Genomic DNA, 12,129 nt, shown 5'->3' with positions numbered 1-12,129 from the left:
ACACAAACACAGCGAACAAAAAGAAGAAGACCCGCATTTAATAAACTATCTTAACTATCCTCCTCTAAGGTTAATTTGAGATAAGAAAAAGCGCAACATGATGATGTTGCGCTTTATATCATTGAGATTTAGTCGATTTACAGTTAAAAGCGGTAAGTAGCTGAAATACCCATGTTGCGAGGGTCTACAATACCAACATAACCGTATTCGTAGCGACGACTGCTCGGTGAAACCAGAGTGTATGCTTCTTTGTCAAAAACATTATTTACGAAGGCAGCAATCAACCAATTGTCAATTTCATAATCGATATTAAAGCGAGACAGCGTGTAATCGCCTGCGATCCGCTCTTGAGTATTGCCGATTTCACCGTAGTACTCATCTACTTTAACGGTGCTAAGGCCAACATGCAGCTCATCAGTGAGCCAATACTTAATTGCTAAATTGGCTGTGAAGCCTGGCGCTGAGCTTAACTCGTTACCATCAAATGCGGAGAATTTTACGCTGGTATCTTGTATTTCGGTTCTTAATACCCCCGCGCCGCCTCGAACCTGAAGATCAGGTGTTAACATCGCGGAAAATTCGAATTCAGCACCGTAGGTGATCACAGTATCCATATTGGAGATACGATATTGAGGATCATTTGCTTGGTAACCATCGTAATTGTTATAAAACAAATTAGCGCTGATATTCACATCATTACTCAATGCCGATCTTAGACCCAGTTCATACGTGTTAACGGTTTCTGAGTCGTAATAATAATACTCTCCAGTTTCCCATTGTAATGCGCCACCTGCACCATTATACCCTCGTCTAGCACTAAAAGATGCTGTGGTTTTATCATTTACATTGTATTGTAAAACCAGTTTAGGTAAGCGAATTGTTTTGTCTTGATCGAGTAGGGAGTTTAGTACCCCCTGAGCAGTAGTAAAGTGAATATCACGCCACTGTGATTCTTGTTCAATACGTGCCCCAGTGATGATCGTAAAATCAGGGTTTAGTTTATAGCTTAGCTCCCCATATATGGCTTTTGATTTGCTGTCATCACTGCCAAAATAGTTAGCGAAGCCGTCACTATGATAACTTTGTTCTCTATCATAATATGCTAAACCAATGAAGCCTGATAAAAGGTCTGCGTTGTAATTGAGTTTGAATTCGACGTTTACATTGTCCTCATTCATTCTCATGATTTGTTCAAAATTCGGATTAGCTTCATAAGAATCAAAGCCGAAATTGTAATCCATCGCTGCCATCAAAATTTCGTAATCAAGGTTTTGATTTAGCTTGTGGTTGATTTTTAAACTAGTTGTTTTTGAATTGGTATCCATATAACGCTCCCAAGCTGGGATGAAAGCGCGAGGATCCTTTGCAATATAGTTTGTACGGCCTGTGTTACCTTTTTCAAAAGCAATTGAATGGCTAAGCAGTGCCGTTACTCCCTCAAATTGACTAGGTTGCCACAATAATTTAAATCTGGCTTTTTCTGTATTGAGTTCGTTTAGGTCAAATTTAGGTGGGTTATCTTTGTACTCAATGCTGTTGTCGTAGTCTTCACCGTCAACACGCTGACCAGTAATACGAAATGCCAGCTCATTATCAATAAGCGGCCCAGATAGCATAATCGACTTATCTATATAACTATCTTTATTTCTATATGCAACTCTACCTGCACCTTCCCAATCAAAAGAGGGATCTTTGGTCTTTATAAACATTGCGCCGCCGATACTGTTTCGGCCATGGCTAGTAGATTGTGGTCCTCTAAATACCTCGATTTGTTCTACATCCCACATTCCCGTATCACCGGTTAAATCAGCCATAAATGGCTCAGCCACACCGTCGGTAATGGTTGAAACTCTTGCTTTAGCACCACCAGAAACACCGTTGAACCCGGTTGCCGAACCATTGCCTGATACACCGCGAATATCTGGCTTTGCACCTGAAAGTACAACTACATTGGCGATTTCAGAAACTGCACTACTTAAGCTTAAGTGCGTTAGATCTTTGAGTTGAGATTCATCAATTACAGATACGGAAGAAGCGGTATCTTTTAGACTACGTGCTGTTTTTTCGCCTAATACGATGATTTTTTCAATAGATTCGATTTCTTTATCATCATCGGCGTAACTAAGAGGAGAGAGTAGTGCGGTTGAGACACAAAGCGCTATGAGAGACTTATTTGGAGAGTATTTATTCACCGAGGTGATCCTTCTTACCTGATAGTAGTTTTCTTAAGATAATTGCCTGAGCAATCAAGATATACACATCTACACGCTAGGCTACGAATAGGCTAGAGACACAGATTGTTGTCATTTTTGGTTTATTCTAAACAAAAATGATTATCATATCAATTGTATTTTGTGTTGCTGAAATAAAAACACGCGCTATAATTCTCATGCTTTATTCATCCTTTTTTGATGTGAAACGGAGTTTTACTTTGGTAATTTTGTTTTTTGTCCTTCTCTTGATTGTTGCCATTACGCTGATTTATTGCACCAGCAAACACCAACGCTTGTTGAGTCAACGTCTACCCAAAAAAGCTAGGGTCGTAGGCTATGTTTTGATGACTATCTCTTTCACATGTGCATTTCAGTTATTTGTTGGTGCTGCTGTTTTATTTAGCTGGCTAGTTGCTGTAATGGCGCTGACTGCACTTATCCCACTGACTATTTTGATGCTTTTCAGGAAATCATAATGAGTAGGTTAGCCACGACAGAAAAAGTCCAACCTGATTGGTGGGGGAAAATATTCGCTGGTGCTGTATTTGGACTTGCGTTGAGTTTTGGAATGGTAGGGTTATTTGCATGGCTTGGTAGTGATGGCCTTACCCAAACCATTAGTGTAGAAAAACATAGTTGGCGTACTCAGTTTAATATGTGGATCATACCACCTATTTGGCTGTTAATTCTGAGCTTTGTATTTATGTTTCGAAGCGCAAAGCAAGCACTAATTTGGTTAGGTGGAGCAAACATACTGGTTTATGTATTATTGTATTTTGTGAGAGGGATAGCATGAAGGTAAGAGCAGACATTCTAAGAATTTATCAGGCTGTTCATACGTGGACCGGGATCACGACAGGACTTTTGTTGTTTATAGGTTTTTTTGCTGGTGCCATTACGATGTTTGCAAGCTCCATAGATAAATGGGCGACGCCACCATCTCATCAATTACCACAAGTCGAGTCGACTCAATATGATACATTAATTCACAGTGTGTTAGCACAATATCCCGAGTCTCAAAATGGACTAAAAGTGAGTTTTGAGGAGGGGCTATCTCCTATTACTTGGTATCAGCAAGGGAGTGCAAGAGGACTAAGCTTAGATAAACAGCTATGGCATGGCACATTGGATGAATCTGGAGAGTTGCAGGCGCATACGAGCTACATCAACGAGCTCTCTGCTTTGGTTGATTATTTACATCGAAGCGCGGGCATTGCAGGGGAAATTGGCCATGATCAAGCGGGTGTGTATGTGCTCGGTATTGCTGCTATTTTGTACTTCATCGCGTTGATCTCTGGGGTGATATTTTTATTACCTACATTGGTCAAAAGCTTCTTTGCACTTAGGGATAATAAAGGGGCAAGTCGTTTTTGGTTGGATACTCATAACTTAATTGGGATCACTAGCTTACCATTTCATATTATTATAGCGCTTACCGTCATTGTATTTGCATTTCACGACATTCTTTATGGTGGCTTAAGTAAGCTATATGGCGATAAACCGCTTTTCGCGCGTGACGCCCCCTCCAAGGTTGAATTTAACGTAGCGCATTTGCCTAGCATTGAAGAAATAGTGGCAAGAGCGAAAGTTTATGCACCAGAACACTCAATCAAAGAGATCACACTTAGCCGCCTAAACAGTAAAAGCCCATCAGCTTCGGTGCAACTGGTAAGTGATGAGTATCTGATGCGTGGACCAAAAACAGACTTCTTGTTTATGAATCCATATACGTTTGAAATCTCAACGAGCAGTGTAATTAATGGCGATCAAGGTATTTGGGGAGCGGTAGTTACCACACTATTTGGTCTTCATTTTGGAAGCTATGGTGGCGAGATAGGACGGTGGGTGTATTTTTTCCTAGGCGTGCTGGGAGCCGTATTATTTTACACTGGTAACTTACTCTGGCTCGAAAAGCGGCGTAAACAAAAGCAGGCCGAGCAATCTAAATCTACTCAGATTATGGGTAAACTCACTATTGGCGTCGCAATGGGTGCGATGCTTGGGGTCGCTGCGGCTTTTGCGGTGACTAAATGGGTGGCGCTGACAGCGTTAAATATAAATGTAGTCTATATGTGGGCTTACTATCTCTGCTTCTTTATTACGCTAATGTCTGCATTTATTTTTGGCATAAGTAAAACCGCAATTTGGTCACAAAGAAGCATCGCGATTTTATGCTTTTCACTGCCGCTATCTTCAATTATTGCGATGATGTTGCCAAGCCTAGGTATTTGGCCAGCATCTGGTTGGTCATCGGTGGTTCTGGAGCTAAGTGCTGCGATCCTTGGTGTCATTTTCTGGAAAATGGCTGATAAAACAAGGCTTCGAGCACTTTATGGTGAGCCTAATAGCATCTGGTTTATTGGTCAGTCGCAGGATGAGCAAACGCTACAATCTCAATCTGCATAATCAACATAAAAAAGGAGCAATCTGCTCCTTTTTACTTGTAAACTATCATCTATTTTCTTAATTCTGTTATTCTACGCGCTTTGAAATTCTCTACGGAAATATTATGGAACTTACTGCTTGGCTAAGTTTGGCCGCTATTTGTGCTTTCGGTGCGATGTCACCGGGTCCTAGCTTGGCTGTTGTATTGCGCTACAGCTTATTTCATAGTGCTAAACACGGCATTGTGGCGAGCCTTTCACATGGTGTTGGTGTGGGAATTTATGCAAGTTTAGCCATTTTAGGCTTGTCTGGGTTGATCCACCAATTTCCAATTATATATCAGTTTTTGGTTTATGGTGGGGCTGCATACCTCGCGTGGATGGGGATTAAAATCCTAACAAGTAAAAGTGAGGGTCTCAGTGTGTCAAATGCTGATGGAGCTAGCTCATACCGAAAAGCAGCTCAAGACGGGTTCGCAATTGCCTTTTTGAATCCAAAGCTTGCCATTTTCTTTGTCGCACTTTTCTCACAGTTTATAGACCCCGAAAAAATGACACTATTCGTCGGATTTGTCATGTGTATCACAGTGCTTACGATAGACGCCTTATGGTATTTTTTTGTCTCGGTGGCCAGTGCCTCAGCAAGGGATAAATTTGATTTAACAGCAAAGCGTGCGGTGATTGATAAAATACTCGGCTGCGCCTTTTTACTGCTCGCGATACGAGTTATTTACCAATCCCTGTAGCCACTGAACACATTTTTGGACAGGCGCACTATTTTCGCGCCTATCAGGAATTACAGCATAATATGCGTAAGGCGCAGGAATAGTGAGCTCGTGTTTGCTCAGCTGAACCAATCGACCGTTGGAAATTTCTTTCTCAGCCAGTTTGGGCTCGACTAGGCCAATTGCGTTTTCGTCTTGTATAAATTGGATCACTTGGGTCATTTCGTCAAATGTAAGATGCTCAGCATTGTGCCAATCGACGCTTGCCAAGCTTTCGAACCAAGTTGACCAACTTGGCCACTCTAACGTACCGACGCGACACTTAACTGAGCATAATAAAAATTGTGGAAATGCTTTAGGACTTGCTAATAAGGCTTGATGTTGTTGCCATAAAGCCTTGCTACAAACAGCGACTAGACTGGTATTCATTACTTTTTTTACTCGAACCGCGCCTTGCGGCTTACCATCACAAAAGCGTATTGCTATATCAAAATCGCTCTGTACCAGTGGTCGTATTTTATCTGAAATATCAATCTCAATGTCTGTATCAGGGGTTATTGATTTCAAGCGAGCTAAATTAGGTAAAAGCAGTTGAGTAGCAAAGCGTGTGCTTGCTGTAATGCGTAATGTTTTAGCATCTTGGTTGAGCCGTTTTGCTTGCTCTATTACCGAACGCATTTGTGTAATCGACTCGCAAGCTTGTTGACAAATGATCTGACCCTCTTTGGTCACTTCGAGACCTCCAGGGTGTCGCGTAAATAATAAAAAACCAAGTCGACTTTCAAATTGTCTGATCTGGTAGCTCACGGCTGCAGGTGTAAGTCCAAGTTCGTTAGCTACTTTTGAAAAGTTTTTGAGCCGCAAACTCGCGTCCAAGATTTGAAAGAGAGAGCCACTTAAGTACTTCATTTAATATCTCTGCAAATTTAATTTGTAACGCTGAAAAAACAATTCGTTTTTCAAAGCCTTCTACTTTGGCGAGAATAATACCACACAGAGGTATTTGGACTAGTGAAATGAAAAATAAGTTTACTACTTTTATTAATGGTAATGTTGCCAAAGAAGAGGTATTAGAGCAGTTGGCATTTACAGGTCATGCACATTTTACTGCGATGCAGATGCGAGATTATGTAGTGAAAGGATTCGAGTTCCATATGACAAGATTACTGCAAGCTTCACAAAAATTATTTTCAATGGAATTGAATGAGGGTGATGTGATAGAGCAGTTACAAGCCGCTATAAGAGAGGCCCCAAAGGACAGCTCAATCTTAATCACAGTATTTAGTTCGGACGGTGAATTTACGCAAAAATCTAAAGATGCAGAACTCAATATTATGATTAAAACAAGCGCAGCACATAATGGTCCAACTGGGCCTATGCGTTTGAAATCTTTTGAATATCAGCGCCCACTAGCCGACACTAAACATGTGGGTGAAATCGCAAAGACTTACTTTATGCGTGAAGCACATAACGCTGGTTTTGATGATGCCATCTTTGTCCACAATAACCGAGTATTGGAAGGCAGCATTTGGAATCTTGTGGGGTGGGATGGGGAAGGGTTAGTCTGGCCGAAAGGGCCTAAGTTACACGGCACCATGATGCAAATCATAGAAGCAATGGCGCAACAAGCTGGAATAAAGCAAAGCTGTGTTGATATTTCGTTAAGTGAAATAGAGCAGCTAGATGGGCTTGCACTACTAAACTCTTGGACGCCCTGTGTTCCCATCGCGGAGCTTGATGGGATAAAACTTAAATTAAACTATGATTTTTATACATTACTACGAACGTTACATGATAATGCTGTCGTGACTCGGTTAACTGATCTGAACTTTAGATAGTTAGTATCCGTCCGACAGTACGTGGGAATCGATTTGGATGAGGTTAACTCACGTCTTATCAAAACCTTTTCGCTGTATATAGTTATGTAGGATAAATGCTTTGAGCCTGCTATTGTCTACTTTATCCATAGTAAAAGAGATGGCAAGCTCCAGCGGAGTGATCACTTTTATGGAGTTTATCTTTGCAAGTAATGGAATAGGATCACCGAGGTATAGTTTTGCGATCCGACGGGCTAAATTGGCTTGGATCGCGCTTGCTTTGAAGGGAAAAGTATTCAGCAGCCCACCAGATTGTGAAATAGAAACGATATTAAAGGGCATGTATTGAGAGGAGACTCTCAATCTAACAGGGGTCGAAGGGCAAGTTCGCCAACTGCGCGCTGAGCCTGCTTGTGTGGCTTCGAGAATACTCGGAGCCTCGACATTATGCTCGAGTAAATCAATCAGGCTCGATAGATTGGTAAGTGGAAACTCAACGTGCTCATTGTCGTTTTTAGCCACGATACAAAACTGTGAATGACTCGAAATACTTGCCAGTAACTTTTTAATTTCCGCATAAGTTTGCTGCGCCTGCTTTGGAATATTGTCTGATGGCCGTTGTTGCTCAGTGGGATGACTAGTCAACGTTCGATTAATAAACAATAACTCTTCCTTTGTTAGTTTCATGGCTTAACACATCCATTGGGTGGTTGATATTTATCCAGCAAGGTTTGTACCAAATTACTAGCCGTCGCGACTTAGCATGAAGCAAAGCATGGCTAGATTAAGCAGTCACTTGATCAACCATTACTCTTGAGGCAATAAAACGTACCAAAGTGGCAATGAATTGCCTGTGAAGCTAGGTTTTTATCTGAAATATCAAGCGTGGAACTACCTATTGCTTTTCTTTTGACCTGTTTTTAGTTGGTATTGAGGTGGAATAGTGCTTGCTAAGACTAGTTATCTAGCTAACTAAACCTTGATTATTTCATGCAGATATTTTTTATAGGATCACAAGCCCCTGGGCTTAGCGAGGCTACAATTAGCGCTACGCCTGAGATTGCTCTAAGCAGTGAAGACTACCAATTTGATGCAAATACAAAAATACAACGGACAGCATCGTTTGAACAAAATTTGATAGAGGCGGTACAAGCTAAGCCTGCTGTTGAGATAGAAAACCATAAAAATGAGCAAGAGCCACTGAAATTCCACTTTGCAGAGCATGAGGTTTTGTTTGATCTTGCAAGTCTCGCACAACAAGATGAAGCTGCCTTTGAGGAGCTTAAAAGACTGCTAGCGGACATTATGGTCAACCCGATAAAAGTCACGATCGGCAGTAAAGATCAATCTCAGTTACTACTGTTTAAAAATTTAGAGCTGGACTTCTTGGCATATAAAGAACTCTCGGAACGGTTGGAAATGTTAGCCAAGCTCGACCATGAAACCGAAAGTCAAAAAGCGCTAGCACAGCAAGATAGAGATCGCATCCGTACGGTAATAGCAAGTTTACATGCACGATTAGAAAGAGGCCAAGAAACCGTACTTGGTGGGACAGCACTAAAATCTTTGGATTTGAATCGCAAAGATTTTGAGCTTGAACTAGATAGCCTGTTTACCAGTGTTGGCTTTGATTCGGATATGCCAGTAACCGGCGCGACTTGATTGCTGTGATCATTATTGTTTAGCAGGATTTGCACTTTTTACCAGGTATAAAACGTAGTAGCCCATACCCGAATCTCACCGTTTAAAAAGAACGGGATTAGATTTTACCTAACAGGCGTTTTGAGCGAATAAAAGACGGTCATCAACGTTACTTTTGTTCCACGAAGCGCACGTTCCACTAACTTATTTATGCCCCAAAACAAGCTAGAAAATTTTGCTTAAAGGGCTAACAACACCTTTAGCGCCTTGCTGTAAAACATGGGTATATATTTGCGTTGTCTTCACATCGGAATGACCAAGTTGAGCTTGCACGGTTCTGATATCTGCACCACTTTGTAGTAAATGAGTAGCAAATGAATGTCTAAAAGTGTGGGGCGTTATAGGCTTTGTTATTTGTGCTTTTTTGGCTGCCTCTTTAACCGCTTTTCTTACTCCTGTTTGATGAAAATGATGTCGGCGGATCTCGCCAGTTTCAGGGTCAGCACTTAACTTATATGAGGGAAATAGATACTGCCAAGCAATTGATTTGTTGGCGTTAGGATATTTTCTTGCTAGTGCATTTGGCATCCAAACTCCAGCATAATGTTCATTCTGGGAATCTAATTTTAAGTATTCATCAGCCTGAGCAATTTGATTTCTTAGCAAAGGTATAAGCTCTGTGGCGAGTGTAACCACCCGATGTTTATTTCCTTTCCCATTCCAGATCCGAATGCACTTGTAGTCAAAGTCAATATCCTGAACTCGGAGTTGCACAGCTTCCATTACACGTAAGCCGCTACCATACATTAAACCTGAAATTAAATAATATCGTTTACTTAAAAACGACATGAGACGTTTAACCTCCTCAGGGGTCATAACAATTGGCAACTTAGATTGGCGTTTGCTTCTGACAAACGTTAGATTAGGACACAAATCCTGTTTAATTGTTTGTTTATACAGAAAAGATAATGCATTTAACGCTGTCGCTTGTGTTTTAGGCGACACATTACATTTAAGAACAAGGTAGTCGAGATATTGGACAACCTCGTTATCACCCATTGAAGCTGGGTGACGCTTATCATGAAAATGAATATAGGAAGAAATCCATTTAAGATATGTATCAACTGTTCTAAGCGAATATTGCTTAGTCAGCATAAACTCAGCGATGTGGTTTAGAAATGGTGAACGCGTTCTCATTGAGCCAGCCTCAAAGTGACTGTGTTTATATACAGTATTGTTGCGTTTCTCCTATAGTCAAGAAAACGACCCATTGGGTCGCTCTTGCCGTGTATACATTCAGAGCAATACAGCGTAACTTCAAGGCTGGTAAATACTTTCTGAATTTGATATTAATGGTCAGAGGACAAAAGCGAGACAGATTATGGCAGACAAACGACCCAATCGCTCGATATTAAATTGTTATATTTCCTTTGGAGTCTGTCGTGATTCTTAACAATGAGTATGAGGTCACGATTGCAAGTGATGTCAGTAACGGTCGAGACGGAATAGGAGTTGAGATTTACTTCAAGGGTAAGTTGATACTTGAGATATTTCGTGATGACACAAAAAAGTCGCGTGAAGTGACAAGTTATAACAAAGATATACCACTAGAGGTTGTTGAAGCTTCTATAGAATTATTTAAAAAAGAAATACCTTGGGATTTCCAAGGTTAGTTCATTGGAAATATAACAAGTTAATTAAACAATGGACGCAAAACAACAGGCTTGCGCTCATTCTTCGCTTAGTTTAGCCTGCTATTTTCCGCCGTTTATTAAGGCGTTAGCTTCCTTATGGATAAATTAGAAATCAGCTCTATGATTTTGGCTCTTGAGTGCCGAGCTTTAACAAAACAAGATGCAATAAATTGGGCAGATCAAATTATCTTAGAATCTACTGAACCAGATGTTCGTTTGTTTGATATTTCCGTTGCCAAGGATACTTATGAAATCGTTTCCCTGTTGAACCAATTCGAGCAGCATGAAAAATTAAACGAAATAGGTGCTCGCGCTTTCACTTTGTTTGCTGAGGGACTTCAAGGAAATAAAACAACTTATGAGCGAGTTACTAGAAAGCTATACGACATGGCATTTTCTGGGTACGCGCCTGATTCTCAAATTGAAGGTCAAATGATGTGTTATTGGGACGAATTGGCTGATGCAAACTTGGGAATTTATGGCAATTCAGATGAAATTAAAACTGAGTGTTTGCAGTTTCTTATTAAACACGGAAGCTAACAAACGCATCAACGCATGGACTAATAAAGCTTGGCTTGGTTCGTGCCTCACCAATTTTAGCCAAGCATTATTAGCCCGTTATGCGAGGCGTTAGCGTCTTAATGATAGGAGGATTTGAAGGTGCCGGATCTATTTATTAGTCATGCTAGTGAAGATAAAGAGTTAGTAGCTCGCCCTTTAGCTATATCTCTAAGGAATCATGGGGTAGATGTTTGGTATGATGAGTTTTCTCTGACACTGGGTGACAGTCTCTCTGAATCAATCGACCAAGGACTTGCCGAGTCCTCATTTGCTGCTGTTGTTATTAGTCAACATTTTATGAATAAAAAATGGACGAAAGAGGAATTTAAGGGTCTAAAAGCAAGGCAGATCGAAGAAGGTAAAATCATTCTCCCAATCTGGCACAACGTTGCGAAACATGAAGTAATTAAATTCTCACCGACCTTAGGTGATTTGCTCGCGGCTGACTTTAGCGATGGGCTTGAAGCCACTGTATCAAAGATATTGGGAGTGTTACGAAAGTCTGCTGTAACTATTTGTCCTCTTAATCGTGCTAGATTGCTTATTGGTGATGGTCATTTTAATGAAGCTGTTGTTACAGCGTCGGTACAGTTAGAAAAGTACTCGAAGGATCTATCAGTTAAGCTACTTGGTTATGGATATTTCAAAAAGAAACCTTTGAAAAGGCAAAGTCTTGGAGTAGTCCTAAATGTGCTGTTAAAGAAAGGCTTACTTAGAACCAGAAAGCCGAATGGCGAAAGAGTGAATGTTCAAAAAGTAGTAAGTTTCAGAAATATATCAACACATAGCGATAGATTATTGGAACGACAAGAAGCTACATGGTATTTGTCTGAAGTTGAAACATTGATGGCTTTAAACCGACGCTAACAAAAGCTTCAAACCGACAGCCAACGCGTGGCAGTTTTGGTTTGCGGTAAGTTGAGTGTTTAAGGCGCAATGCGGTAACTTGGTTGTTGCGTTGTCTGCGGTTTAAGCTGAAGTTATAAGCCAATTGAGCTTACGGATTAGAAAAGCATATTGGTGAAAATTTCATTATAGATAGGAAGTAACTAATGAATATTGACGAACACTTAAAGGTATTAGCGTTAAAAAAT

The 12,129-nt window shown here is 40.7% G+C and carries 12 protein-coding genes; 8 read left to right on the top strand and 4 right to left on the bottom strand.

What is annotated here, in order from left to right:
• Positions 1-143: 143 nt before the first annotated feature.
• The gene (locus HUZ36_RS16430) at positions 144-2,192 is read right to left on the bottom strand and encodes a TonB-dependent receptor (RefSeq protein WP_125253419.1); all 2,049 of its coding nucleotides are present in this window, start codon (positions 2,190-2,192) and stop codon (positions 144-146) included.
• 496 nt (positions 2,193-2,688) lie between these two features.
• Here HUZ36_RS16430 and HUZ36_RS16425 point away from each other — a divergent pair, with 496 nt between their 5' ends.
• The 3 genes from HUZ36_RS16425 (at position 2,689) to HUZ36_RS16415 (ending at position 5,343) form a co-directional block, all read left to right on the top strand.
• On the top strand, positions 2,689-3,009 hold the full coding sequence (locus tag HUZ36_RS16425) for a hypothetical protein (protein ID WP_147390934.1): 321 nt from the start codon (positions 2,689-2,691) through the stop codon (positions 3,007-3,009).
• Positions 3,006-4,619: a PepSY-associated TM helix domain-containing protein gene (locus HUZ36_RS16420; protein ID WP_176033432.1), complete on the top strand. Its 1,614-nt coding sequence runs from the start codon at positions 3,006-3,008 to the stop codon at positions 4,617-4,619. Before HUZ36_RS16425 ends, HUZ36_RS16420 begins: the two co-directional genes overlap by 4 nt.
• A 103-nt stretch (positions 4,620-4,722) precedes the next feature.
• A complete protein-coding gene (locus HUZ36_RS16415; RefSeq protein ID WP_125253422.1) occupies positions 4,723-5,343 on the top strand; it encodes a LysE family translocator in 621 nt (206 codons plus the stop codon).
• Here HUZ36_RS16415 and HUZ36_RS16410 read toward each other — a convergent pair.
• Complete coding sequence (locus tag HUZ36_RS16410; RefSeq protein WP_147390936.1) at positions 5,305-6,231, bottom strand: LysR substrate-binding domain-containing protein; 927 nt, start codon at positions 6,229-6,231, stop codon at positions 5,305-5,307. The genes HUZ36_RS16415 and HUZ36_RS16410 overlap by 39 nt on opposite strands.
• Positions 6,232-6,338: 107 nt before the next feature.
• On the opposite strand from HUZ36_RS16410, the gene HUZ36_RS16405 reads away from it, so the two are divergent.
• Positions 6,339-7,160, top strand: coding sequence for an aminotransferase class IV (locus tag HUZ36_RS16405; protein WP_176033431.1), 822 nt, complete (start codon positions 6,339-6,341; stop codon positions 7,158-7,160).
• A gap of 48 nt (positions 7,161-7,208) precedes the next feature.
• On the opposite strand, the gene HUZ36_RS16400 is transcribed toward HUZ36_RS16405, so the two are convergent.
• Positions 7,209-7,826, bottom strand: a complete 618-nt coding sequence (locus HUZ36_RS16400; protein WP_147390938.1) for a hypothetical protein — start codon at positions 7,824-7,826, stop codon at positions 7,209-7,211.
• A gap of 303 nt (positions 7,827-8,129) precedes the next feature.
• On the opposite strand from HUZ36_RS16400, the gene HUZ36_RS16395 reads away from it, so the two are divergent.
• Positions 8,130-8,801: a hypothetical protein gene (locus HUZ36_RS16395; protein ID WP_254879571.1), complete on the top strand. Its 672-nt coding sequence runs from the start codon at positions 8,130-8,132 to the stop codon at positions 8,799-8,801.
• 204 nt (positions 8,802-9,005) lie between these two features.
• Here HUZ36_RS16395 and HUZ36_RS16390 read toward each other — a convergent pair whose 3' ends face one another.
• The gene (locus tag HUZ36_RS16390) at positions 9,006-9,977 is read right to left on the bottom strand and encodes an integron integrase (RefSeq protein WP_176033430.1); all 972 of its coding nucleotides are present in this window, start codon (positions 9,975-9,977) and stop codon (positions 9,006-9,008) included.
• A gap of 245 nt (positions 9,978-10,222) precedes the next feature.
• Here HUZ36_RS16390 and HUZ36_RS16385 point away from each other — a divergent pair, with 245 nt between their 5' ends.
• The 3 genes from HUZ36_RS16385 to HUZ36_RS16375 all read left to right on the top strand — a co-directional run bounded on the left by HUZ36_RS16385 (position 10,223) and on the right by HUZ36_RS16375 (position 11,902).
• Entirely contained in the window at positions 10,223-10,453 is a 231-nt protein-coding gene (locus tag HUZ36_RS16385; protein WP_252094775.1) for a hypothetical protein, read from the top strand.
• 117 nt (positions 10,454-10,570) lie between these two features.
• Positions 10,571-11,014 (top strand): hypothetical protein, encoded by a 444-nt coding sequence (locus tag HUZ36_RS16380; RefSeq protein ID WP_176033429.1) that lies wholly within the window; start codon positions 10,571-10,573, stop codon positions 11,012-11,014.
• 120 nt (positions 11,015-11,134) lie between these two features.
• Positions 11,135-11,902: a toll/interleukin-1 receptor domain-containing protein gene (locus HUZ36_RS16375; RefSeq protein ID WP_176033428.1), complete on the top strand. Its 768-nt coding sequence runs from the start codon at positions 11,135-11,137 to the stop codon at positions 11,900-11,902.
• Positions 11,903-12,129 lie beyond the last annotated feature (227 nt).

This window comes from Pseudoalteromonas sp. McH1-7 (assembly GCF_013366255.1).
In the GTDB taxonomy this organism is placed as follows: Bacteria; Pseudomonadota; Gammaproteobacteria; order Enterobacterales; family Alteromonadaceae; genus Pseudoalteromonas; species Pseudoalteromonas peptidolytica.
This window is presented reverse-complemented; position numbering and strand designations above follow the sequence as displayed.

Coding starts and splice junctions, on each gene's coding strand:
- HUZ36_RS16425 (WP_147390934.1), top strand. CDS start 2,689: ATGAGTAGGTTAGCCACGACAGAAAAAGTCCAACCTGATTGGTGGGGG.
- HUZ36_RS16420 (WP_176033432.1), top strand. CDS start 3,006: ATGAAGGTAAGAGCAGACATTCTAAGAATTTATCAGGCTGTTCATACG.
- HUZ36_RS16415 (WP_125253422.1), top strand. CDS start 4,723: ATGGAACTTACTGCTTGGCTAAGTTTGGCCGCTATTTGTGCTTTCGGT.
- HUZ36_RS16410 (WP_147390936.1), bottom strand. CDS start 6,231: ATGAAGTACTTAAGTGGCTCTCTCTTTCAAATCTTGGACGCGAGTTTG.
- HUZ36_RS16405 (WP_176033431.1), top strand. CDS start 6,339: ATGAAAAATAAGTTTACTACTTTTATTAATGGTAATGTTGCCAAAGAA.
- HUZ36_RS16400 (WP_147390938.1), bottom strand. CDS start 7,826: ATGAAACTAACAAAGGAAGAGTTATTGTTTATTAATCGAACGTTGACT.
- HUZ36_RS16395 (WP_254879571.1), top strand. CDS start 8,130: ATGCAGATATTTTTTATAGGATCACAAGCCCCTGGGCTTAGCGAGGCT.
- HUZ36_RS16390 (WP_176033430.1), bottom strand. CDS start 9,977: ATGAGAACGCGTTCACCATTTCTAAACCACATCGCTGAGTTTATGCTG.
- HUZ36_RS16380 (WP_176033429.1), top strand. CDS start 10,571: ATGGATAAATTAGAAATCAGCTCTATGATTTTGGCTCTTGAGTGCCGA.